This is a genomic window from Caulobacter sp. GW821-FHT11A05 (assembly GCF_058809015.1).
This window is the reverse complement of record NZ_JBXASF010000002.1, coordinates 147039-169987: the sequence shown is the minus strand read 5'-3', so window position 1 is coordinate 169987 and position 22949 is coordinate 147039. Positions and strand designations below refer to the sequence as shown.

Annotated in this window: 20 protein-coding genes; 14 read left to right on the top strand and 6 right to left on the bottom strand. The window is 70.3% G+C overall.

Annotation, left to right across the window (positions count from 1 at the left end; genetic code table 11):
- Positions 1-108: 108 nt before the first annotated feature.
- The 4 genes from AC1RSK_RS03730 to AC1RSK_RS03715 all read left to right on the top strand — a co-directional run bounded on the left by AC1RSK_RS03730 (position 109) and on the right by AC1RSK_RS03715 (position 3907).
- Complete coding sequence (locus AC1RSK_RS03730; protein WP_492905662.1) at positions 109-1374, top strand: CaiB/BaiF CoA transferase family protein; 1266 nt, start codon at positions 109-111, stop codon at positions 1372-1374.
- Between the two features lie 47 nt (positions 1375-1421).
- Positions 1422-2210, top strand: a complete 789-nt coding sequence (locus AC1RSK_RS03725) for an enoyl-CoA hydratase (RefSeq protein ID WP_492905660.1) — start codon at positions 1422-1424, stop codon at positions 2208-2210.
- Between the two features lie 25 nt (positions 2211-2235).
- Complete coding sequence (locus AC1RSK_RS03720) at positions 2236-2928, top strand: SDR family NAD(P)-dependent oxidoreductase (RefSeq protein WP_492905658.1); 693 nt, start codon at positions 2236-2238, stop codon at positions 2926-2928.
- 67 nt (positions 2929-2995) lie between these two features.
- The gene (locus AC1RSK_RS03715; RefSeq protein ID WP_492905656.1) at positions 2996-3907 is read left to right on the top strand and encodes a crotonase/enoyl-CoA hydratase family protein; all 912 of its coding nucleotides are present in this window, start codon (positions 2996-2998) and stop codon (positions 3905-3907) included.
- 241 nt (positions 3908-4148) lie between these two features.
- Here AC1RSK_RS03715 and AC1RSK_RS03710 read toward each other — a convergent pair whose 3' ends face one another.
- A complete protein-coding gene (locus AC1RSK_RS03710; protein WP_492905655.1) occupies positions 4149-5672 on the bottom strand; it encodes an AMP-binding protein in 1524 nt (507 codons plus the stop codon).
- Positions 5673-5869: 197 nt separating this feature from the next.
- Here AC1RSK_RS03710 and AC1RSK_RS03705 point away from each other — a divergent pair, with 197 nt between their 5' ends.
- On the top strand, positions 5870-6613 hold the full coding sequence (locus AC1RSK_RS03705; protein ID WP_492905653.1) for a GntR family transcriptional regulator: 744 nt from the start codon (positions 5870-5872) through the stop codon (positions 6611-6613).
- Between the two features lie 166 nt (positions 6614-6779).
- Complete coding sequence (locus AC1RSK_RS03700) at positions 6780-7586, top strand: IclR family transcriptional regulator (RefSeq protein WP_492905651.1); 807 nt, start codon at positions 6780-6782, stop codon at positions 7584-7586.
- 399 nt (positions 7587-7985) lie between these two features.
- On the opposite strand, the gene AC1RSK_RS03695 is transcribed toward AC1RSK_RS03700, so the two are convergent.
- From AC1RSK_RS03695 to AC1RSK_RS03685, 3 genes are read right to left on the bottom strand one after another with little or no spacing between them, the layout of a single operon-like run.
- The gene (locus AC1RSK_RS03695) at positions 7986-9140 is read right to left on the bottom strand and encodes an acetyl-CoA acetyltransferase (RefSeq protein WP_492905649.1); all 1155 of its coding nucleotides are present in this window, start codon (positions 9138-9140) and stop codon (positions 7986-7988) included.
- The gene (locus AC1RSK_RS03690; protein WP_492905647.1) at positions 9137-9511 is read right to left on the bottom strand and encodes a Zn-ribbon domain-containing OB-fold protein; all 375 of its coding nucleotides are present in this window, start codon (positions 9509-9511) and stop codon (positions 9137-9139) included. The genes AC1RSK_RS03695 and AC1RSK_RS03690 overlap by 4 nt, the downstream gene beginning before the upstream one ends.
- A gap of 2 nt (positions 9512-9513) precedes the next feature.
- A complete protein-coding gene (locus AC1RSK_RS03685) occupies positions 9514-10284 on the bottom strand; it encodes an enoyl-CoA hydratase/isomerase family protein (protein WP_492905645.1) in 771 nt (256 codons plus the stop codon).
- A gap of 150 nt (positions 10285-10434) precedes the next feature.
- Here AC1RSK_RS03685 and AC1RSK_RS03680 point away from each other — a divergent pair, with 150 nt between their 5' ends.
- The 8 genes from AC1RSK_RS03680 to AC1RSK_RS03645 all read left to right on the top strand — a co-directional run bounded on the left by AC1RSK_RS03680 (position 10435) and on the right by AC1RSK_RS03645 (position 19119).
- Positions 10435-11577, top strand: a complete 1143-nt coding sequence (locus tag AC1RSK_RS03680; protein ID WP_492905643.1) for an acyl-CoA dehydrogenase family protein — start codon at positions 10435-10437, stop codon at positions 11575-11577.
- Positions 11574-12566, top strand: coding sequence for an acyl-CoA dehydrogenase family protein (locus tag AC1RSK_RS03675; RefSeq protein ID WP_492905642.1), 993 nt, complete (start codon positions 11574-11576; stop codon positions 12564-12566). Before AC1RSK_RS03680 ends, AC1RSK_RS03675 begins: the two co-directional genes overlap by 4 nt.
- A 13-nt stretch (positions 12567-12579) precedes the next feature.
- A complete protein-coding gene (locus AC1RSK_RS03670) occupies positions 12580-13761 on the top strand; it encodes an acetyl-CoA C-acyltransferase (protein ID WP_492905640.1) in 1182 nt (393 codons plus the stop codon).
- Between the two features lie 78 nt (positions 13762-13839).
- Positions 13840-14655 carry an enoyl-CoA hydratase/isomerase family protein gene (locus AC1RSK_RS03665; RefSeq protein WP_492905638.1) on the top strand — a complete coding sequence of 272 codons (816 nt, stop codon included), beginning with the start codon at positions 13840-13842 and terminating at the stop codon, positions 14653-14655.
- 1 nt (position 14656) lies between these two features.
- On the top strand, positions 14657-15760 hold the full coding sequence (locus AC1RSK_RS03660) for an acyl-CoA dehydrogenase family protein (RefSeq protein ID WP_492905636.1): 1104 nt from the start codon (positions 14657-14659) through the stop codon (positions 15758-15760).
- Positions 15757-16989 (top strand): acyl-CoA dehydrogenase family protein, encoded by a 1233-nt coding sequence (locus tag AC1RSK_RS03655; RefSeq protein WP_492905634.1) that lies wholly within the window; start codon positions 15757-15759, stop codon positions 16987-16989. Before AC1RSK_RS03660 ends, AC1RSK_RS03655 begins: the two co-directional genes overlap by 4 nt.
- Positions 16990-17333: 344 nt before the next feature.
- Entirely contained in the window at positions 17334-18149 is an 816-nt protein-coding gene (locus AC1RSK_RS03650; RefSeq protein WP_492905632.1) for an enoyl-CoA hydratase-related protein, read from the top strand.
- A gap of 31 nt (positions 18150-18180) precedes the next feature.
- Entirely contained in the window at positions 18181-19119 is a 939-nt protein-coding gene (locus AC1RSK_RS03645) for an SDR family NAD(P)-dependent oxidoreductase (RefSeq protein ID WP_492905630.1), read from the top strand.
- Positions 19120-19325: 206 nt separating this feature from the next.
- Here the strand turns inward: AC1RSK_RS03645 and AC1RSK_RS03640 are convergent, their stop codons facing one another.
- The gene (locus tag AC1RSK_RS03640) at positions 19326-20585 is read right to left on the bottom strand and encodes a hypothetical protein (RefSeq protein WP_492905628.1); all 1260 of its coding nucleotides are present in this window, start codon (positions 20583-20585) and stop codon (positions 19326-19328) included.
- 57 nt (positions 20586-20642) lie between these two features.
- Positions 20643-22751 carry a 3-hydroxyacyl-CoA dehydrogenase NAD-binding domain-containing protein gene (locus AC1RSK_RS03635; protein WP_492905626.1) on the bottom strand — a complete coding sequence of 703 codons (2109 nt, stop codon included), beginning with the start codon at positions 22749-22751 and terminating at the stop codon, positions 20643-20645.
- Between the last annotated feature and the right edge of the window lie 198 nt (positions 22752-22949).

Here is a 22949-nt window from a genome sequence, read left to right as displayed (position 1 = left end):
GGAGCAAGTGATCGGGCCCTGGGCGGGGGACATATCGGCCACGCGATAAAGCCCCCCTGCGCCCCGTCGCCGCCTTGTCAGAACGACGGGTATGGGGACCTTGGAGCCATGCTGGCAGGATCAGATTCAGTTCGAAGCGCGACGACCACGACCCCGGGGGCCCTGGCGGGCATCCGGGTATTGGACCTGAGCCGGGTGCTGGCCGCCCCCCTGGCGACCCAGTGCCTGGGCGACATGGGCGCGCAGGTGATCAAGGTCGAACGGCCCGGAAAGGGCGACGAGTCCCGCGAATACGGCCCCCCCTTCGTCAAGGACCTGGACGGCCAGCCGACCACCGACGCGGCCTTCTACCTGAGCTGCAACCGCAACAAACAGTCGGTGACCGTCGATCTTGCTTCGCCCGAGGGCCAGCGGATCATCCGCCAACTGGCGGCCCAGTCGGACGTCGTCATCGAGAACTTCAAGGCCGGGGCCCTGGCCAGGTACGGCCTCGACTACGCCAGCCTGAAAGCGGTCAACCCCGAGCTGATCTACTGCTCGATCACCGGCTTCGGCCAGACCGGCCCCCTGTCCCACAAGCCGGGCTACGACGGCGTCTTCCAGGCCATGAGCGGCATGATGAGCGTCTCGGGCCTGCCCGACAGCGTCCCGGGCGGCGGGCCGATGAAGGTCGGCATCTCGATGGTCGACATCCTGACCAGCCTCTACGCCGTCAACGCCATCCTGGCGGCCCTGCATCACCGCAATTCGAATGGTGGGTCCGGACAGTACATCGACCTGGCCCTGCTCGACTGCGGCCTGGCCTCGCTGTCCCATTTCGCCATGAACTACCTGGTCTCCGGCGTGGTGCCCGAGCGGCGCGGCAACGGCGGCTATGGCGGCGTGCCCTCGCAGACCTTCGCCTGTTCCGACCGCGACATCTTCCTGGTGGCCGGCAACAACGTCCAGTTCGGCCGCCTGTGCGACGCCATCGAACGGCCAGAGCTGGCCAAGGACCCGCGCTTCGCCAACACCGCCGGCCGCATCCAGAATCGCGACGCCCTGCTGGCCATCCTCGATGCGGTGTTCGCCACCCGCACGGCCGACGACTGGCTGGCCCGGCTGGACGTCGCCGACGTCCCCTCCTCGGCCGTCAACGACCTGCCCCAGGCCCTGGCCAATCCGCAGATCCAGCATCGCGAGATGATCCAGACCATCCAGCGCCCGGGCAATGGCGACATCCAGATCCTGCGCAATCCGATCCGCTTCTCAGAGACGCCGATCGAGTCCTACACCCCGCCGCCTGGCGTGGGCGAGCAGACCGAAGCCGTGCTCACGGGCCTGGGCTACGACGCCAAGACCCTCGAAGACCTGCGCGCCCGCCGCGTGATCTGAGCGACGGCCGCCGGCCGCGCTCGAACCTGACAAACCGGAGACTCCCCATGACCGACAAGATCATCATTCAGAAAGACGGGGCGATTGGTCGGCTCATCTTCAACAACCCCGACAAGCTCAACGCCATCTCCCTGGAGATGTGGGAGGGCCTCGGCGAGGGGATGAAGCAGTTCGAGTCCGATCCGGAAATCCGCGTCATCGTGGTCTCCGGCGCGGGCGACAAGTCGTTCGTGGCCGGCGCCGACGTCTCCAAGTACGAGGAAGAGCGGATGGGCGAGAACGCCCAGGAACACTACGCCCAGACCGGCGAGCGCGGCCTGACCGCCCTCTACAATTCCGAGAAGGTGACCATCGCCGCCATCGACGGCTGGTGCATCGGCGGCGGCATCTCCGTCGCCGTCTCCTGCGACCTGCGCTACTGTTCCTCCAAGTCGAAGTTCGGCCAGCCGGCCATGCGCTACGGCATCGGCTACCGCTACAAGAGCCTGCGCCGGCTGGTCGACATCATCGGCGCCCCGGCGACCAAGGACATGCTGCTGGGCGGCCTGCAGTTCGACGCCGCCGAGGCCTACAACAAGGGCCTGGTCGGCCGGGTGATCCCCGAGGGCGAGGAGTTCACCGCCTTCATCGAAAAGACCGCCGCCTCGATCGCCGGCGGCGCGCCGCTGACCGCCAAGATGGTCAAGTTCGCCCTGGCCACCGTCGCCCAGGATCCGGTCGACCGCGACCTGGATCGTTGCGAGGAACTGTTCCAGGTCTGCTATGCCTCCGACGACTACAAGGAAGGCATCCGGGCCTTCGCCGAAAAGCGCCGCCCGGTCTTCCACGGCCGCTGATCCGGCCGGCACGAGGGAGCGACAGATGGACGGCAAGGTGGTGGTGGTCACGGGTGGCTTCGGCGTGCTCGGACAGGCCGTGGCGATCGCCGCGGCGGGTCAGGGCGCGAGCGTGGCCGTGCTCGACTATGTGGCAACACCACCGGCCGGCCTGGCCGGGCAACTGGGCGACAAGGCCCTGCTGCTCGGCGGCGTCGACCTGACCGCTCCCGAGGGCGCCGCCAAGGCCATGGAGGCCGTCACGGCCCGCTTCGGCCGCATCGACGCCCTCCTCAACATCGCCGGCGGCTTTGTCTGGCAGACGACCGCGGACGGCGATCCGGCCATCTGGGACCGATTGTTTGCGATGAACGTCAAGACCACGCTCAACGCCTCGCGCGCCGCCCTGCCCCAGCTGCTGGCCAGCAATGGCCGGATCGTCAACGTCGGGGCCAACGCCGCCCAGAAGGCCGCCGCCGGCATGGGCGCCTACGCCGCCTCCAAGGCCGGGGTTCATCGCCTGACCGAGGGCCTGGCCGAGGAGCTGAAGGGCAAGGTGGCGGTCAACGCCGTGCTGCCCTCGATCCTCGACACCCCCGCCAACCGCGCCGACATGCCGGACGCCGACTGGAGCCAGTGGGTGACGCCGGAGGATCTGGCCGCCGTCATCCTGTTCCTCGCCTCGGACAAGGCGCGGGCCGTGACCGGGGCGCTGGTTCCGGTCACCGGCGGCGTCTGACCCCACCGCCCTTGCGCCGGGCCCGCCTCGGGCCGCAGGATCGCTCGCCACCGCATCGGAGTTTCCCATGACCTACGTCGGCAAATGGCTGAAGTCGCCGGAACACCTGCTGTTTGCGGTGGAGGAGCGGGTCGCCCGCATCACCCTCAACCGCCCCGACAAGCGCAACGCCCTGCTGCCCTCGACCCTGCAGGAGCTGCACGACGCCATGCTGGAGGCCGACGACCGCACCGACGTCAACGTCATCCTGCTGGAGGGCGCCGGCCGCGACTTCTGCGCCGGCTACGACCTCGGCGGCGTCTATGCCGGCCGCAAGGCCGAGGACGCGGCCCGCGAGGCAAGCGAGCCCGAGGTGGTCTACCGCAGCTCGATCAACAGCCTGGACGACGACGCCTGGTTCCTGGAGCGGCAGCAGGCCCTGACCACCATCATCTTCGACCTGCACAAGCCGGTGGTCGCCAAGGTGCAGGGCAACTGCATGGCCGGCGGCACGGACCTGGCCCTGATGTGCGACTTCGTCATCGTCGCCGACGAGGCGAAGATCGGCTTCCCGGCCACCCGCGCCAACGGCTCGCCGCCCAACCATATGTGGGTCTACCACTGCGGGCCGCAGTGGGCGAAGCGGCTGTTGATGACCGGCGACTGCGTCTCCGGCCGCGACGCCGCCAAGCTGGGCCTGGCGCTGGAGTCGGTCCCGGCCGAGGAGCTGGACGCCGCCGCCGGCGAACTGGCCCGCCGGCTGGCCGCCGTCGACGCCGAGCTGCTCGCCGCCCAGAAGCGCATCGTCAACCTGGCCCTCGAAGGCGTCGGCTCCCGAACCCTGCAGCGGCTGGCCGCCGAGAACGACGCCCGCGCTCACCTGTCCAAGGGTCCCCGCCGCACCCGCTTCAAGGCCGACATGGCCGAGCATGGCCTGAAGGAAGCGCTGAAGAACCGCGACGCACCGTTCGGCGATGGGATGGTCAGGCTGCGGGATTAGGACTCACGCTCCCCCTAAATTCCGCTCATCCCGGCGAATGCCGGGACCCATTTCATAGGGCGCGATGTTGGGGGTTTGCCCCCATTGAGGGGCTTGGAGCGCGAGGAGCAAGTGGGCGTGCTGGCAAGCGGTCTGGCAGCTTCAGGCCAACCAATCCCAAGTATCGAGCCCTACGAAATGGGTCCCGGCATTCGCCGGGATGAGCGGGGAATTGGGGGCGGAGCTTGAATCTCGATTGCTCCTAGCCCGCCCGCCGGGCGATCGCCTCCTCGCGCCAGGCCGAGCGGCGGATCTTGCCGGCGTCGTCGCGGATCGACCGGGTGGTGAACTCGACGCTCCGCGGGTGTTTGGTGATGGTCAGCTGGCCGGCCAAACCGTCCAGGATGTCGGCCTGGGTGATCTGGCCCATCCGCTCCGGATCGACCTGGACGATGGCGTGCGCCGTCTGGCCCAGATCATCGTCCGGCAGGCCCACAACCACGCTGCCTAGCACGCCAGGACAGCTGTCGATGGCCGCCTCGATCTCGGCCGGATAGAGGTTGGCCCCGCCGCAGACGATCATGTCGGTGCGCCGGTCGGCGATATAGAGGTAGCCGTCCTCGTCCAGCCGCCCGAGATCGCCGAACGAGGCCCAGTCGCCGCGCCGCCGCGCATCGGCGCCCACGTAGCGGAAGGTCGAGTCGGGGCCGCCGGCGCGGCGGAAATAGATCTCGCCGACCTCGCCGGGCGGCAGGGCCTGGCCGTCCTCGCCGACGATCATCGCCTCGATGCCGGTCCTCGGACGGCCGACCGAGCCCGGCCGCTGCAGCCATTCGGCCCCGCCGATCATGGTCGAGCCGAAGCGCTCGGTGCCGCCGTAGATCTCCCAGACCGCGTCCGGGCCGATGTAGTCGATCCAGAAGGCCTTGACCCAGTCGGGACAGGGGGCGGCCATATGGACCAGGGTCTTCAGCGAAGAGATGTCGTAGCGGTCCCGCACGGCCAGCGGCAGGCGGGCGATGCGGGCCATCATGGTCGGCACCAGATAGGCCCAGTCGGCGCGGTGCCGCTCGACCAGCGCCAGCCAGCGCTCGGCGTCGAAGCGGCCCATCTCGATGACATGGCCGCCCTGGCAGAGGGCCGGGATCATCTGGCCGAAGGGGGCGCTGTGGTAGAGGGGGCCGGGATTGACCACGGTCGGGTTCGGCCCCCGGCGCAGGGCGATCTTCTCCTCGCCCCAGACGGCCGGATTGGGATCGACCACCAGCTTGGGCCGGCCGGTGCTGCCACCGCTGGTCGACACCTTCCAGGCCTTGGCGGCCCTGGGCGGCATGGCCTCGGCCGATGTGCCGGGCTCAGGGGCCTCGTCGGCCGGCAGGAAGACCGCGCCGGCCGCCCGGGCCGGGGCCGCCGTGCCGCCGACCACCAGCCGCGGCTGGGCCAGCTCGAGGATGGCGGCGAACTCCTGCTCGGTCAGCCGGTGGGAGACATGGGCCGGCGTCGCCCCCAGTTTCCAGACCGCCAGCACCGTCTCGTAGAACTCCCGCCCGTTGGCCAGGGCGACGACGACGACGTCCTCCTCACCGACGCCAAGGTCCCGCAGTTGCCGGGCCCGGCGGTTGGCGGCCGCTTCCAGTTCGGCGCGGCTCAGGGTGACCCCGTCGGCGGTCAGGGCCGGCCGATCCGGGTCCATCTGGGCATAGGCCGTCAGCAGCATCCCCAGGGGCGCGCCGAGCCGCGGGCCGCCGTCGGCCTCGAGGTAGTCAAAGGGATTGATAATCGTCATCCCGCCCAACATTGGTGATCATCGTTCAGGCACTGTCCCACGATTTTGCCGCCACTCCACACGCCGGGGGCGAGCATCGCCGACGCGATCCCTGGACACCGGTGGCCTATGCTTCTCTAAAGTGTGGTTGTCTTGCGCGATCGACGGTGCAGGCTGTGGACGCATTCTGGTGATACGGACGTTGTTATGAGGCGCGCGTGAGGCTCGATCCGGGACCCATCCCGCTCTACCACCAGCTGGAACGCGCCCTGCGCGCGCGAATTCATGCCGACGAATTCGAGCCCGGCGCGCCGCTGCCGACCGAGGAACGGCTCTGCGAAGCCTATGGCGTCAGCCGAATCACCGTCCGGCGGGCCCTCGACGCGCTGATCTCCCAGGGCCTGATCATCCGCCGCCGCGGCGTCGGCTCCTTCGTCGCCGAGCGGCGCGATGGGGTGCGGTCGGTGCGTCTGGTCGGGTCGCTGGACGAATTCCTGGCCACCGCCGGCTCTCTGGACACCCGCTTCCTGACCATGGAGACAGTCGATCCGCCGGCCCTGGCCGCCGAGGCTCTGCGGCTCGCCCCGAACGAGGAAGCCGTTCGCCTGGAGCTTGCCGCCTTCCTCGACGGTCGGGCGGTCGGCTATTTCGAGCTCTTCTTCCCGATGGCCATCGGCAAGGCGGTCAGCCGCGAGGGCGTCGAGTCCGGCACCCCGACCATCCGGATGATCGAGCGCGAACTCAACCTGCGCATCGTCCGCGCCGAGCAGCTGATCGAGGCCGGCGTCGCCGGCGAGGCGGCCGCCCGCCAGCTGGGCTTGGCGCCCACCGACCCGGTGCTGCGCGTCACCCGCATCTACTATGCGGCCGACGGACGGCCGGTCGAGGCGGTGTTCGTGCGCTACCATTCCGACCGCTACCGCTACGCCATCGAGTTCCAGGCGGGCCGCTCGCACAGCTGACGATTCTGCCGCGCCGCCCCGGCCGGACCCTCCGCACACCCCGCAAAGCCAAGCCACGCTTGGGATTCCGCGCCCTCCCGGTGCGGACAAAAAATGCCGTTGCGAAAACCTCTGATCCATGTTGTTATAACAACATAACGACATAATAAGACGTAGGGAGGTTGGAATGGCACGAGCTCTGGATCCCAAGAAAATCAAGTCCGCCCAGCGCGTCCTCGAGGTCCTCGAGTACTTCAACAGCGACCGCGAAGAGGCGACCGTCATGGATATCGCCCGCTCCATGGGCTATCCGCAGTCGAGCACCTCGGAGCTGCTCAGCTGCCTTGTCGCCCTGGGCTACCTGCACCGCGACCGCTTCGCCCGCACCTATCGGCCCTCGGCCCGCGTCGCCCTGATCGGCGCCTGGGTGCAGCCCTCCTTCTTCCGCCAGGGCTGCCTGCTGCCGATGATGGACGATCTGGCCGAGCAGTCGGACGCCCCCATCGTCCTGGCCACCAAGGTCGGGCTGGAGGTGCAGTACATCCACGCCGTCGCGCCGCAGGGCGACGCCTCGCGCTGGACGCCCGGCGCCAAGGCCCCCCTGCTCCATTCGGCGGCCGGCAAGGCCCTGATCTCGACCATGGACACCGACCTGGTCCGCAAGATCGTTCACCGGCTCAACGCCGAGGCCGAGGCCGAGATGCGGGTCTCCGCCGACGCCCTGGTCGATGACCTGCGCGCCATCCGCGCCCAGGGCTATTCGGTCGGCGCCCAGGAGGCCGGCGGCGGCATGGTCGCCGTGCTGCTGCCCCAGGCCACCGCCGAGGAGCAACTGGTGCTCGGCATCTGCGGCCCCTCCGCCGACGTCGTCGAGCGCACCGAGGACTATGTCCGCCTGCTGCGCGCCGCGGTCGCCCGTCACCTTGGCCCGGTCGCCATCATGCCGCCGCCGGTCCAGGCGCCGATGGCCGAACCGATGCGCCGCTTCGCTTAAAGAGACCCACCCTGAGGGTTTACTTGGGGCGCGCGACCACGGTCGCGCGTCCTCTTCTTTTCTGGGCGCCAAAATACGCGCCTGATCAATGACTTAACAAATATGTCTAGACATATTCACGGGCCTTCCAGGCCCTCGCCGACCTCCCGGCCGGCGCCGTAGGTCGCCGCGGCGCGCCTTTGACCCACAAACCCCGCGCATCGACCAACGCGGCGACCTACGCCCCGGGCTACATTCGTATGTCCCGGGCCAACACAAAAGCCCACGGCGCCGGGGGTTTGAACCGCATTTCGCGCGCTTCGACCGGCGCCCGCTTTTTTTGTGGGTCGGGCGCGGGGCGGTATAATGGTCGCCGCTTCGATAAACGGCCTTGAGGAAGCGTCAGAAGCAGACTGGGCGCTAGGCGGTCGCGGCGGTTCCCAGGATGAGCGTGGCCTGGCTGGACAGCACCCCGCCGTTGCCATGGGCCAAGCCCACTTCAGCTCCGGCCACCTGGCGCTCGCCGCATTCGCCCCGCAGTTGCCGCACCGCCTCGACGATGCCGAACAGGCCGTTCATGCCGGGATGGACGCAGGACAGGCCGCCGCCATTGGTGTTGACCGGCAGAGCGCCGCCGGGCGCGATCCGGCCGCCCTCGACGAACCGGCCGCCCTCGCCCTTGGGACAGAAGCCCAGGTCCTCAAGGAACAGGATCGTGTTGATGGTGAAGGCGTCATAGACCTGGACGACATCGACGTCGGCCGCCGCCAACCCCGCCTGGGCGTAGGCCCGGGCGCCGGATCGGGCCGCGCCGGTGACGGTCAGGTCCGGCATCCAGGCGATCTCGCGGTGGGTGGTCTCCGAGGCCGCGCCCAGCACATGCACCGGCTTGGCCGCCAGGTCGCGGGCCCGGTCGGCGCGGGTCATGACCACGGCCGCGCCACCGTCGGTGACCAGGCAGCAGTCGAGGACGCTCAAGGGATCCGACACCAGCCGCGAGGCCAGGTAGTCGTCCAGGCTCAGGGGGTCGCGCTTGAAGGCCTCGGGATTGAGCCCGGCCCAGGCGCGGGCGGCCACGGCGACCTCGCCGAGCTGGGCCTTGCTGGTCCCGAACTCATGCATGTGGCGCGAGGCGGCCAGGGCGTAGGAGCTGACCGGGTTGAGCGGCCGGTAGGGCGCCTCATAGGGCATCGGCCGCACGGTGTTGACCAGCTTGCCGGCGGCGGTGGCCTGGTTGCTGCCATAGGCGATCAGGGCGACCTCGATCATGCCGGCGTCGAGCAGCCAGGCGGCCATTTCGACATAGGCCTGGAAGGCCGAGCCGCCGAGCCGGTTGTTGTCGACGAGTTTGGGCTGGATGCCGAGGTACTGGGCGAAGGACAGGCCGCCGAGGGTGTCGGTCCCGTGGCAGAAGAACAGCCCGTCGACGTCAGCCGGCGTCAGCCCGGCCTCGGCCAGCGCGGCGATGCTGGCGGCGGCGGCGAGGTCGGAGGCTTCGTAGCCGGGCGCGCGGCCCTGGCCGAAGGTGGCCGCGCCGACGATGGCCGTCCGGCCCCGGGGGAATCGGTCGCTCATGGCCGGGACTCTTGCGGGGTGAAGACCAGGACCGGCTCGCCGTCCTGGTCAACGATGCGGGCCTGGACGGCCATGCCGATGGTCACCTTGTCGGGCTCAACGCCCTCGACCCGGCTCATCAGCCGCGGCCCTTCGGCCAGGTCGATCAGGGCGACGTTGTAGCTGGGCTCGGGCGGCTTCTTGCGCACGACGGTGGTGGCATACACGACGCCCCGGCCGGAAGCCTCCACCCACTCGAGCGGCGCCCCCGTGCCGGGCTCGGCGACGCGCGGGAAGAAGACATGCCGGCCGCTGGCGGCCGAACGCTGGATCATGAAGCGGCCTTCCGCCAGGAAGCGGCGGAAGTCCTCGTCGGGATGCACTTGCGTCATCGCTAGTTGCCGGTGAAGGCGGCCTTGCGCTTCTCCTTGAAGGAGGTGGTGCCCTCCTTGAAGTCCTGCGTCTGGGTCATCAGCGGCTGGATGTTGGCCTCGAAGTCGAGGGCCTGGTCGAAGGTCTGGCCGGGGGCGGCGTCGAACATCCGCTTGGCCATCGACAGGGCCAGGGTCGGGGCTCCCGCGAAGGCGCGGGCCATCTCCATGGCCTTGGGCATGACCTCTTCGGGCGGCAGGGCGTGCAGCGCCAGGCCAAGGTCGCGGGCCTCGGCGCCGCTGACGAAGCGGCCCGAATACATGATCTCCTTGGCCCGCTGCAGCGGCACGTAGCGGGTCAGCAGGAAGGCCGAGCCGCCGTCGGGGGCCAGGCCGATGTGGCGGAAGGCGAACTGGAAGCGGGCGTTCTCGGCCGCCACCACCACGTCGCAGGCGAGAGCCAGCGCCCAGGACATGCCGATGCAGACGCCCTGCACGGCGGCGATCACCGGCTTGTTGGTCCCGGCCACGCTGCGGGCCATGCGGTGCAGGTGGCGCATGCGGTAGAGCGAGCCGCGCACCCCGTCGCCGCCCATCTCGCCGACGTCGGCCCCGGCGCTGAAGTCGCCGCCGGCGCCGGTGAGGACGATGGCGCGGACGGAGTCGTCATCCTGCGCCTTCAGGAAGGCGTGCTCGATGTCCGTGCGCATGGCCAGGGTGATGGCGTTCTTGCGCTCGGGCCGGTTGATCGTGATGACCGCCACGCCATCGTCAATGGCCAGTTCGACCAACATGGGTTCTCTCCGCTCAGGTTTCGTACCGCGACTTAACATCCGCCATCGGCCGGTGACGACCAAGGGCCTCGCCACGCCCGGCCATATCGCGGCTGCGATAGCGCCGCGCCGCCGGTTGCCGGGGCCGTCGGCCTGCGCAATCTGCCCGGCGTGCAGACCTTCAGCATCCGCCCCTTCGACCCGCCGCCCGGCCTGCCGCAACTGCGCGAGCAGCTGCGCGGCTTCCTGCGCGAGCGCACGCCGCCGGCGCCGGCGGAAAGCCGCGCCAACTGCTGGGCGGTGGCCGACGCCGGCTTCAGCCGGGCGCTGGGCGAGGCCGGCTACATCGGCATGACCTGGCCCAAACGCTATGGCGGGCACGAGCGCCATCCCCTGGAACGCTACGCCGTCATCGAGGAACTGCTGGCGGCCGGGGCGCCGGTCGGCATGCACTGGATCGCCGACCGCCAGAGCGGCCCCCTGCTGCTGCGCTACGGCAGCGAAGAGCAACGCCAGCGCTTCCTGCCGGCCATGGCTAGGGGCGAACTCTACACCTGCATCGGCATGAGCGAGCCGGGGGCCGGCTCCGACCTGGCCTCGGTGCGCACCAAGGGCGTGAAGACGGCCGAGGGCTGGCGCATTTCCGGCCAGAAGGTCTGGACCACCAACGCCCACAACGCCCACGTCATGCTGACCCTGGTCCGCACCCAGGAGGGATCCGAGCGCCAGGAGGGGCTGACCCAGTTCCTCATCGACCTGAAATCGCCGGGCGTGACGGTGCGGCCCATCCCCGACCTGGTCGGCGGCCACGACTTCAACGAGGTCTTCCTCGACGACGTGCTCGTCCCCGACGACATGCTGGTCGGCGAGGAAGGGGCGGGCTGGAAACAGGTCACCGCCGAGCTGTCCCTCGAGCGGTCGGGACCGGAGCGCTACCTCTCCAGCTTCGCCCTGTTCCTGGAACTGGTGCGCCGGGCTGGGCCCGATCCCGGGCCGGTCGCCGCCGCCCTGATCGGCCGCCTGGCGGCCGAGGTCTGGACGTTGCGGCAGATGTCGATGTCCACCGCCGCCAAGCTGGCGGCCGGCGAGGACCCGGCCCTGGAGGCGGCCATCGTCAAGGACCTGGGCAACTGTTTCGAGCAGGAGATGCCCCGGGCCGTGCTGGCGGCCATCGAGGACATCGACCTCTCCGAAGACACCGATTTTGCCCGCATCCTGGCCCTGCTGCTGCAGGTGTCGCCGTCCTTTTCCCTGCGCGGCGGCACGCGGGAGATTCTGCGCGGGATCATCGCCCGGGGGCTGGGACTGCGATGAGCGAGAGCCTTGGCCTGCTGACCGAAACCGCCGAGCGCCTGTTCGCCGACCTGGCCGCGCGCCGGTCCGAACCGTTCGAGACCCTCTGGCCCCTGGTCGACGAGACCGGCTTCCCGGCCCTGCTGGTCCCCGAGGCGGCCGGCGGCTTCGGCGGCGACTGGCAGGACGCCTTCGCCATCGCCCGCCTGGCCGGCGTCCACGCCGTGCCGCTGCCGATCGTCGAAGCCATTGTCGCCGGGGCCCTGGTCGCGGCCGCCGACTGGGAGCCTGCCGAGGGCCTGACCGTCGTCGCCCCGGTCTGCGAGGGCCGGCTGGACGGGGACCGCTTCAGCGGACGTCTGGCCTCTGTGCCGTGGGGCGGCAAGGCTGGCGTCGTGCTGGCGGTCTGTGACGGACAGCTGCTGCGCCTGACGCCAGCGACCGTCGTCGGGCGCAAGAATACGGCTGGCGAACCGCGCGATACCCTGACCTTCGAGAACGCCGCCGTGGAGGTTGCCGTAGCGCCCACCGACGCCTTCGCGCTCGGCGCCTTGCTGCGCACGGCCCAGATCGCCGGGGCCCTCGACGCGGCCCTGGCCCTGTCGATCGACTACGTCAACCAGCGGGTCCAGTTCGGCAAGCCGTTGGCCAAGTTCCAGGCCATGCAGCAGAATCTGGCCGTCTTCGCCGAGGAGGCCGCCGCCGTGAACAGCGCTGGCCAGGCCGCCGCCCGCGCCGCCGACCGGGGCGAGGCCGGCTTCGAGATCGCCGCCGCCAAGCTGCGCGCCAACCTGGCCAGCGGCGTCGGGGCCTCCATCGCCCATCAGGCGCATGGGGCCATCGGCTTCACGGCCGAATGCGAGCTGCACCACCTGACCGGCCGGCTGGTCGCCTGGCGGTCCGAGTACGGCGGCGACCGCTTCTGGGCCGAGCGTCTCGGGGCCCAGGTCGCGGCGCTGGGCGCCGACGCCTTCTGGCCGGAGCTGACGCGCCGCGCCGACATCGCCTGAACAAGGAAGTCCCATGTCCGCCGCCGTTATCGTCTCCACCGCCCGCACGCCGATCGGCAAGGCCTTCCGCGGCGCCCTCAACAACGTCCACGGCGCCACCTTGGGCGGCCATGTGATCGCCGCAGCCGCCGCCCGGGCGAGCCTCGACCTGGCCGAGATCGAGGACGTGCTGATCGGCTGCGCCACGCCGGAAGGCGCGACGGGCAGCAACATCGCCCGCCAGGCCGCCCTGGCCGCCGGCGCCCCCGCCAGCGTTCCCGGCTTCACCCTGGACCGCAAATGCTCCTCCGGCCTGCAGACCATCGCCCTGGCCGCTCAGCGGATCATCGCCGGCGAAGGCAGGGTCTATGTGGCCGGCGGGCTGGAGAGCGTCTCCCTGACCCAGCCGCACATGAACGGCCACCGCAAGCAGGACGCCGCCATCCTGGAGATCAAGCCCGAACTCTACTGGTCGATGATCCAGACGGCCGACAACGTCGCCCGCCGCTACGGTGTCAGCCGCGAGGCGCAGGACGCCTATGCCCTGGAGAGCCAGGCCCGCACGGCCGCCGCCCAGCAGGCCGGACGCTTCGACGCCGAGATCGTGCCGATCACCGCCCGCCAGCTGGTCACCGACAAGGCGACGCAGGTCACCACCGAGGTCGAGGTCACCCTCAGCCAGGACGAGGGCAACCGCCCCGACACCAACCTCGAGAGCCTAGCCAAGCTCAAGCCCGTCCAGGGCGAGGACGCCTTCATCACCGCCGGCAACGCCAGCCAGCTGTCGGACGGGGCCAGCGTCTGCGTGGTCATGCATGAGGATGAGGCCGCCAGCCGGGGGCTCAGCCCCCTCGGCCGCTTCGTCGGCTTCGCGGTGGCCGGCTGCGAGCCCGACGAGATGGGCATCGGCCCGGTGTTCGCCATCCCCAAGCTGCTGGCCCGCCATGGCCTCAGCGTCGACGACATCGACCTGTGGGAACTCAACGAGGCCTTCGCCGTGCAGGTGGTCTACTGCCGCGACCGGCTGGGCATCCCGGCCGAGCGGCTGAACGTCGACGGCGGGGCCATCGCCATCGGCCACCCCTACGGCATGAGCGGCTCGCGCCTGACCGGCCACGCCCTGATCGAGGGCCGGCGCCGGGGCGTCAAGCGGGCGGTGGTGACCATGTGCATTGGCGGCGGCATGGGCGCGGCGGCCCTGTTCGAGATCGCCTGATCGCCCTGGCGATCTCACCGGTCCCCCGGGGCCTTTTCGAGGTGCTCCCACGAGCCATTGGGTGTCTACTGCCAAGCCATGACCGACCTTTACGCCGCCTTTGACCGCCTGCTGTTCGACCGCCCCGCGCCGCATGTGCTGCGGGTGACGATCAACAATCCCGACAAGATGAACGCACTCGACGGCGTCGCCCATCGCCAGCTGGAAACGCTGTGGGCGGTGATCGACGAGGACCCCGAGACGCGGGTGTCGATCATCACCGGGGCCGGGCGCGCCTTCAGCTCGGGCGGGGCGCTGGACGACATGCCGGTCGACACCCCGCTCGACCCGGCCCAGAGTTTCGCCAAGGGCTTCAGCGGCGCCAGCCGGCTGGTCTCCGGCATCATCAACGCCCGCAAGCCGATCGTCTCGGCGATCAACGGCCCGGCGGTCGGCGCGGGCCTGGCCATCGCCCTGCTGGCCGACGTGCCGATCGCCGCCAAACAGGCCAAGCTGCTCGACGGCCACCTGCGGATCGGGGTCGCGCCCGGCGACCATGCGGCGATGATCTGGCCGCTGCTGTGCGGCATGGCCAAGGCCAAGTATTTCCTGATGACCAACGCGCCGATGACCGGCGAAGAGGCCGAGCGCAACAACCTGGTGGCCCTGGCCGTCGACGCCGCCGAGCTGCAGGACAAGGCCGTCGAGGTCGCCGTCCAGCTGGCCGCCGTGGCCCCCACGGCCCTGCGGATGACCAAGTATGTGCTGAACCACTGGCTGCGCCAGGCCCAGCCGATCTTCGACCTCTCCCTGGCCTTCGAGATGGCCAACTTCAGCGGCGGCGAGGCGGCCAATGCCGTGGCCGCCATGGTCGGCAAGACCACGCCCAAGTTCGACGACGAGGTCTATTTCTGAGATGAGCGACGGCGGCATCGACTTGGCGGCCCTGCGCGAAGGCGTCCGCGACGTTCTCGTCAGCGAGGCCTCGAGCGCGCGGGTCCACCGCCTGTTCGACGACGGCGCCCTGATCGACCAGCCGCTGTGGGAGAAGGCCGCCGAGCTCGGCTGGCCAGCCCTGAGCGTTCCCGAGGCGCAGGGCGGCCTTGGCCTGGGCGTCGCCGAGACCGCCGTGGTCTTCAAGGAACTGGGCCGCTGCCTGGCCCCCCTGCCCTATCTCGGCGCCGTGTTGGCGGCCCGCGCCATCGCCCTGGCGGGCAGCGAGGCCCAGCAGGACCGCTGGCTGCCGGCCATCGCCGAGGGCGCCGCGATCTGCGCCGTCTCGGCGCCTCGGCCCGGTTCCGTCCCAGGCCCGACACTGCGCCGCGACGGCAGCGACATCCTCCTCACCGGCGAGGCCGCCGAACTGTTGCAGGGCATGAACGCCGACCTGCTGGTCATCGAGGCCCGCGACGCCTCCGGCGAACCGGCCTACGTCATCGTCGAGCCCAAGGCCGACGGCGTCGATCTCGTCCTCGAACGCACCGTCGACCAGACCCGGCACCTGGCCCGCGCCAGCTTCGCGGGCCTGCGCCTGCCGGCCGACCGGCTGCTGGCCGGATCCGCCGCAGCCCAACCCGTCCTGCTGGCCGAGGCCGCCCTGGCCCTGGCCTGCGACGCGGTCGGCGGGGCCGAGGCGATCTTCGAGCGCACCCTCGACTACCTCAAGACCCGCGAGCAGTTCGGCAAGCCGATCGGCTCCTTCCAGGCCCTCAAGCACCGCTGCGCCGACCATAAGGTGGCGATGAGCGCCTCCGCCGCCGTCGTCGCCGAGGCGGTCCGCCTGCAGGCCGATGGCGACCCCACCGCCCCGCTGATGGCCTCGGTGGCCAAGGCCTACGCCTGCGAGGTCTACGCCAAGGTGGCCGAGGACGCCGTCCAGCTGCATGGCGGCATCGGCTACACCTGGGAACACGACTGCCACCTGTTCCTCAAACGGGCCAAGCTGGACCAGGCGCTGTACGGCGGGACCGCCGCCCATCTGGACCGAGCCGCCGCCCTGCTGGTCGCGGCCTCAGGATGACCATGCTCGCCGCCGCCCCGCCCCGCGCCTTCGATCCGCTGTCCAAGCTGGACGACCTCACCGTCTTCCGCGCCGAGGTCCGCGCCTGGCTGGAAGCCACCGTGCCGGCCGACTGGGCCGAGCGGATGGCCGGGGCCAACGAGGAGGCCTTCGTCGACTATCAGCGCAAATGGTTCGCCGAGATGCGCAAGGTCGGGCTGGCCACGCCCCACTGGCCGCGCGACTGGGGCGGCGCCGACCTGTCGCTGCGCCACCAGACGGTGATCTTCGAGGAGATCGCCCGCATCAACGCTCCCAACCCCGACCTCTTCACCATCTCCCTCTACCACCTGCCCGCCACCCTGTTCGGCCACGGCACGGCCGAACAGCGGAACCGCTACCTGACGGGGGTCAAGGAACGGGGCGAAATCTGGTGCCAGGGCTTCTCCGAGCCGGGGGCCGGGTCGGACCTGGCCTCGCTGCGGACCCGCGCCGAGCGCAAGGGCGACGTCTACGTCGTCAACGGCCAGAAGGTCTGGTCGTCCTACGGCATGTTCGCCGACTACTGCCTGCTGCTGGCCCGGACCAATCCCGACGCCCCCAAGAAGCACGCCGGCATCTCCTACTTCATCCTCGACATGAAGAGCCCCGGCGTCACCGTCCGGCCGATCCGCCAGCCGACCGGCCAGGCGGAATTCAGCGAAATCTTCCTCGACAACGTCGAGATCCCGGTCGGCAACCTGATCGGCGAGGAGAACCAGGGCTGGCTGATCGCCCAGTCGACCCTGTCGGCCGAGCGCGGCCTGATCATCTTCGAACTGTCCGAACGCATGGCCCGCGCCTTCGACCGTGACCTGGCCGAGGTCCGCGAGGGCCGGGCCGACTGGTTCAAGGACGACGCGCTGCGCCGCGACTACATGAGCGCCTACGGCCAGATGACCGGCCTGCGCCTCTTGATCCGGCGAATGATGAACGACATCGAGGCCGACGGCGAGATCGCCTCCTCCTCCATGCCCTCGCTGATCAAGGTGCAGTTCTCCGAACTGCTGCGCCGCTACACCGACCTGCGCCTGCGCATCGACGGCCTGGACGCCCAGCTGCTGCGCCCCGGCCTGCCCGGCGGCGGCCACCAGACCGGCAACCGCATGTACGACTTCCTGCTGAGCTACGCCTGGACCATCGCCGGCGGGGCCAACGAGATCATCAAGACGGTCATCGCCGAACGCATGCTGGGACTGCCCAGAGCTTAGGCAATCGGACCTTGAAGGTCCGGCGACAGGCCTCAATCCATCGCAGATGCGCGCACGGCGGGCCCTCGGCGTAATCGCCCTTCCCGCCGGCGGGGCGGCTGGGTATCGGTCATGACGCTTCTATTGGAGCGTTTCCTCCCTGGATAAACTTGGCCGCGCCGGCAATGGCGCGGCCCTTTCCACTTTAAGGGCGGATCGCAGCCGCGATGGACGCGCCGTCGGCGTTCCAGAGGCTCGCGCAAGCCCGCCAGTTGTGGTGTTTCCAAGGGCCGGTTGACCGCCCCCGGGGGTGTGTCACGGTCGGCGCGGCGCGGGTTTTCGCGACCGTATTGGAGGCCAAACCCATGTCCGACGACGCCAAGCCGGTCCTGATCGACGAGCCGGCCCCCGGGGTGAAGCGGCTGACCCTTAACCGGCCGGAGGCGCTGAACGCCTTCACCTTCGACATGTACCAGGCCTTCATCGCCTCCCTGGAATCTCTGCGCCACGATCCCGACACCCGGGTCATCATCGTCACCGGGGCCGGGCGCGGCTTCTGCGCCGGGCACGACACCCGGGCCGGCGGAACCGCCGCCTGGGTCAAGCCGGGGCTGGGGCGCATCCAGTCGGGCAAGTACAATCTGGCGGTCCTCGGCCAGATTCCGCCGCTGATGCGGGCCATGCCCCAGCCGATCATCGCCGCCGTCAACGGCGCCGCCGCCGGCATCGGCTACGCCGTCGCCCTGGCCGCCGACCTCTGCATCGCCGGGGCCTCGGCCAAGTTCGTCAACGTCATCCACAACGCCGGCACCGGCACGGAGCTGGGCATGAGCTACATGCTGCCCCGCGCCGTGGGGACCCAGCGGGCGGCGGAGATCCTGCTGACCGCCCGGCCGGTGCTGGCCGAGGAAGCCGAGCGCATCGGCCTCGCTCTGCGGGTCGTGCCCGACGAGGCCCTGATGGACGAGGCCCTGGCCCTGGCCGACGCCATCGCCGTCAACAGCCCGATCGGCATCTGGCTGACCAAGGAAGCCCTGTGGCGCAACCTCGAGGGCGGAAGCCTGGAGGCGGCCATCGACTTTGAGGCCCGGGGCGTGCTGGCCAGCCAGGCCACCGCCGACGCCGCCGAGAAACGCACCGCCTCGATCGAGAAGCGGCGGCCGAAGTTTACCCAGACCTGAGCGGGCGCGCTGCCGCCCTTGGAGAGATGAGATGACTGAACCCATGTCGTTCGAGGGCAAGGTGGTGGTGGTGACCGGCGCGGGCGGGGGCCTGGGCCGCACCTACGTCCGCCAGATCGCCCGGCGCGGCGGCAAGGTGGTGGTCAACGACCTCGGCGGCGCCGCCGACGGCCAGGGCAGCGACCAGGCCGCCGCCCAGAAGGTGGTCGAGGAGATTCGCGCCGCCGGCGGCGAGGCGGTCGCCAACTTCGATTCCGTGGCCACCCAGGAAGGCGGCCAGAACATCCTGAGGACCGCCCTGGACGCCTACGGCCGCGTCGACGCGGTGATCGCCAACGCCGGCATCCTGCGCGACCGCAGCTTCGCCAAGATGAGCCTGGAGGAGCTGGACCTGCTGCTCGACGTCCATCTGCGGGGGACGGTGTTCACGGTGCAGCCGGCCTTCAACTGGATGCGCGAGAACGGCGGCGGCAATCTGGTGGTCACCACCTCGCCGTCGGGCCTGTTCGGCAGCTTTGGCCAGGCGGCCTATTGCGCGGCCAAGATGGGCATCGTCGGGCTGATGCGGGTGCTGGCCATCGAGGGGGCCAAGGGCGGCGTCAGGATCAACGCCGTCTCCCCGACCGCCGCCACCCGCCTGACCGCCCTGGCGGCCGGCCCGGCCGCCGCCGCCGTGGCCGACAGCCCGGCCAGCGACCCGATGTCGACCGAGCGCGTTTCACCGTTGGTGCTGGCTCTGGCCCACGAGAGCTGCCCGGCCTCGGGCGAGGTGTTCAACGCCGGCTGCGGCTGGATCAGCCGCAGCGTCATGGCGGTGACCGACGGGGTGACGCTGGAGGACTATTCGCCGGAGGCGGTGGCGAAGGCCTGGGGGGCGATCCGGGATACGAGCCGGCTGCGTGTGCCGCGTGATGGCGGGGATTATTGGGACATCGTGCAGGCGGCGATCGGGGCGACGGAGGCGGCTTAGTTTCCATCCCGCGTTCAACCCTTTCTCTCTTGTCATCCTTCGGTCGCGCAGCGATCCGGAGGACCCACCTGTCTGCCAGGCTGCTGGCGTGAATAGGCTCGCGCGGCCGTCAGTGGCGGCCTGCCGGGTCCAGGCGGTTCCGCCCTAGCGGTGGGTCCTCCGGATCGCTGCGCGACCGAAGGATGACAGAAAAAAAGAGGGGGGCCCTAAGGCGGCGACAACCGGCGCAGGTAGGAGGCGTGGCGGGCGGTGAGTTGCGCCTCGCGCCCCTTCTCGTCCAGCCAGACGGTCTCCGCGGGCAGCTCCGCCTTCAGGTCGGCCAGCTTCACGACCTTCCCCCCGCTGATCGCGTCCGGCAGTTCCATCACCTCGGCCGGCGTCCCCTGCCAACGCACCTGGATGATGCCGCCGTGCAGGCCGCCGGTGTCGAGCCAGTTGGCGGCGCCGGGGTCCTTCATCGCGACGACATAGGTGATGGTCCCGTCGCGGTTGGCCGTCGCCTGCGAGGTGTTGAAGGCCCCTGAGCGGCGGTCGGCGTCCAGGGCGATCCACCAGTGATTGCCGATCAGCACGGCATGGTAGGGCGCGGCCTTGGGGTCGGCGGTGAAGACGAAGGCTTCGTCCTCGGCGATCTCGAAATGGCTGTTGGCGATGAAGCCCCAGCCGCCGGTGCGGCGGGCCGGCGGGTCGAAGGCGTTGGTCTTGAAGGCCAGCTGCTTGCGGAAGCGCTTGGGCAGGTCGTGCCAGAAGGCGGCGTAGGCCGGGATCAGCCGGGCGGCCTCGGCGGCGAGGTCGTCCTCGCTACGCGGCGGGGTCTGGGGCCCGGCGGTCCGGACGATGGTCAGGCTGTCGGCCGCCTGGGTGGTCCAGTCTGACAGGGTGTCGCGGATGAACAGGCAGCGGACTTCGGGGGTCAGCTGGATGTGGTTGGGCCGACCATTGGCGGGGTCGGAATCCAGCGTGATGACGAAGGACCCATCGACGGCGACGACCATGTCGCGGTCCATCAACAGGCCCAGCTGCTCGCCGATGCCGCGCACGCCCGGGATGGAGTCCATCAGCTCATAGGTGACCTGGGCCGGGGCCGGGCTGTGCCGCACGCCGCGCAGTTCGTAGCGGCTGTCCGAGGAGATCGGGATGGCGCGGTAGACGTTGTCGGGGTTCTCCAGCCCGCCGTGCAGGGCGGCCGGGTATTCCTGGCCGTCGATCGTGTGGCGGTAGAGGAACAGCGGCATGATCCGCGGGTGGTGCGGGTCGGTGTTCATGGCCAGCAGCAGGGCGCCGTAGAAGTGCTGGTCGGCGGCGTCCTCGACTGACGCGGCGCCGTCCGGCGTCCGGGCGTCCGGGTCGTCGAGGAACAGTCGCCGCGCCTGGGCCCGGGCCGCCTGGATCTCCGGCCGCAGGCTGAGCCTCAGGGCCAGCCCCTCCAGCGCCTTCTGCTCAAGGACCGCGTCTGGTGAGGGCATGACCGCTCCTGCCGGTTGGTGGATCGCCGCTGGCTCGGCCCAGGGCACGGGCGGCCCCTAAGCCGGCTCGCGGACGAGGAACGCCTGGGCCGAGGCGAAGCCCTTGCCGGCCGCGGCCAGCCGCTCCAGCAGCGGCGAAGGCCGCCAGCGCTGGCCGTTCTTGGCTCCCAGCATGCGGGCGGTGGCGACGACCCGGTCAAGGCCGCTGGCCTCGCCCCAGAACATCGGCCCGCCGCGATGGGCCGGGAAGCCGTAGCCGTTGACCCAGACCACGTCGATGTCGCTGGCCCGCAGCGCGATGGCCTCCTCCAGCTCCTTGGCCCCCTCGTTGACCAGGGGGTGGAACAGGCGGTCGCGGACCTCCTCGTCGGTGAACGGGCGGCGGGTGATGCCCAGCTCCTTGGACACCGCCTCGATGATGGCGACGGCCTCGGGGTCGGGGATGCGGGTGCGGCCTTCGTAGCGGTAGTAGCCCTTGCCGTTCTTCTGGCCGATGCGGCCGGCCTCGACCAGGCGCTCGACGATGGGCGGCAGGCGCTCGTCCGCCGGCAGGGTCAGGCGGCGGGCGGCGCGGACCAGGACGCTGGTGTCCATGCCGGCCATGTCGCGCATGGCCAGCGGGCCCATGGCCATGCCGAAGCCCTCGGCGACGCGGTCGATCTGCTCGGGCGTCGCGCCCTCTTCCAGCATGAACTCGGCCTCGCCGGTGTAGTACTGCAGCATGCGGTTGCCGATGAAGCCGTCGCAGTTGCCGGCCAGGACCGGCACCTTGCCCAGCTGTTTGCCCAGCGCCATGACCGTGGCGATGGTCTCATGCGAGCTGGCCGCGCCGCGCACGTTCTCCAGCAGTTTCATGACGTTGGCGGGGCTGAAGAAGTGCACCCCGATCACCTTGTCCGGCCGGCTGGTGGCCGAGGCGATCTCGTCGATGTTCAGCGAAGAGGTGTTGGAGCCGAGGATGGCGTGGCGGGGCGTGGTCTGGTCGAGGCGGGCGAAGATCTCCTTCTTCAGCTCCATCTTCTCGAACACCGCCTCGACGACCAGGTCGACGTCGCCCAGGTCGGCGTAGTCGGTGGTCGTGGCGATCAGCGACAGGGCGCGGTCCATCCGCTCCTGGCTCAGCGAGCCGCGGGCGACGGAGGTGGTGTAGTTCTTCTCGATGATGCCCCGGCCCTTGGCGAGGGCCTCGGGATTGACGTCGACCAGGGTCACCGGGATGCCGGCGTTGGCGAAGACCATGGCGATGCCGCCGCCCATCAGGCCCGAGCCGATGACGGCCGCCTTGCGGATCGGCAGCGGCGCGACGCTGGCGGGCACGTCGGGGATCTTGCGGGCCTCGCGCTCGGCGAAGAAGTAGTGGATCAGCGCCTTGCGCTGGTCGCCATCCAGCAGTTCGGCGAAGGCGGCGCGTTCGAAGGCGATGGCGTCGGCCGCCGGCCGCGTGCAGGCGGTCTCGACGCAGTCGATGATCTTGAAGGGGGCGACCTGGCCGCGGGCCTTCTTGGCGATCGACTTGCGGAAGGCTTCGAAGACGCCCGGATCGACGCCGGCGACCTTGTCCTCGCGGGCGATGACCGGCGGCGGGGCGCCCTGCTCGGCGAGCTTGCGGGCATAGGCGACGGCGTCGGGGCGCAGGTCACCGACGATGGCGTCGAGGATGCCGAGCTCCAGGCCCTTGGCGGCCGAGGCGTGCTCGCCGGAGGTGATCAGCTCCAGCGCCGCCTGCGGCCCGACCAGGCGCGGCAGCCGCACGGTGCCGCCGGCCCCCGGCAGCAGGCCAAGCTTGACCTCCGGCAGGCCGACCTTGGCCGAGGCGACGGCGACGCGGGCGTGGCAGGTCAAGGCCAGTTCCAGCCCGCCGCCCAGGGCCGTGCCATGGATGGCGGCCACCGTCGGCTTGGGGCTCTGTTCCAGCGCCTGCTGCACGTCCTGCAGCCGGGGCGCCGCCGTGGACTTGGGCGTGCCGAACTCGGTGATGTCGGCCCCGGCGATGAAGGTCGTGCCGCCGCCGAGGATGACGATGGCCTTTACCGCCGCGTCGGCCAGCGCCTGCTGCAGCCCGTCCATCAGCCCGGTCCGCACGGCGTGGCTCAGGGCGTTCACCGGCGGATAGTTGACGGTCAGGACGGCGACATCCGTCTCCAGGCTGTAATCCACCGGGGTCATGGGAGCTCCTTGCGCGACGTCTGCTCGTCTTTGTGGACTTCGGCGTACGGACGCGGGGGCCGGCCCGTCAACGCGTGGGCCCGCCTGGCGGGACTTGATCGTCCACGCGATAGCCGTCCACGGACCTGACGGCCGGCCCATCGCTCATGGGAACCGAGGCCCAAGACAGGGTCAGCCGCCGTGAGGGTTCCCTTCTCC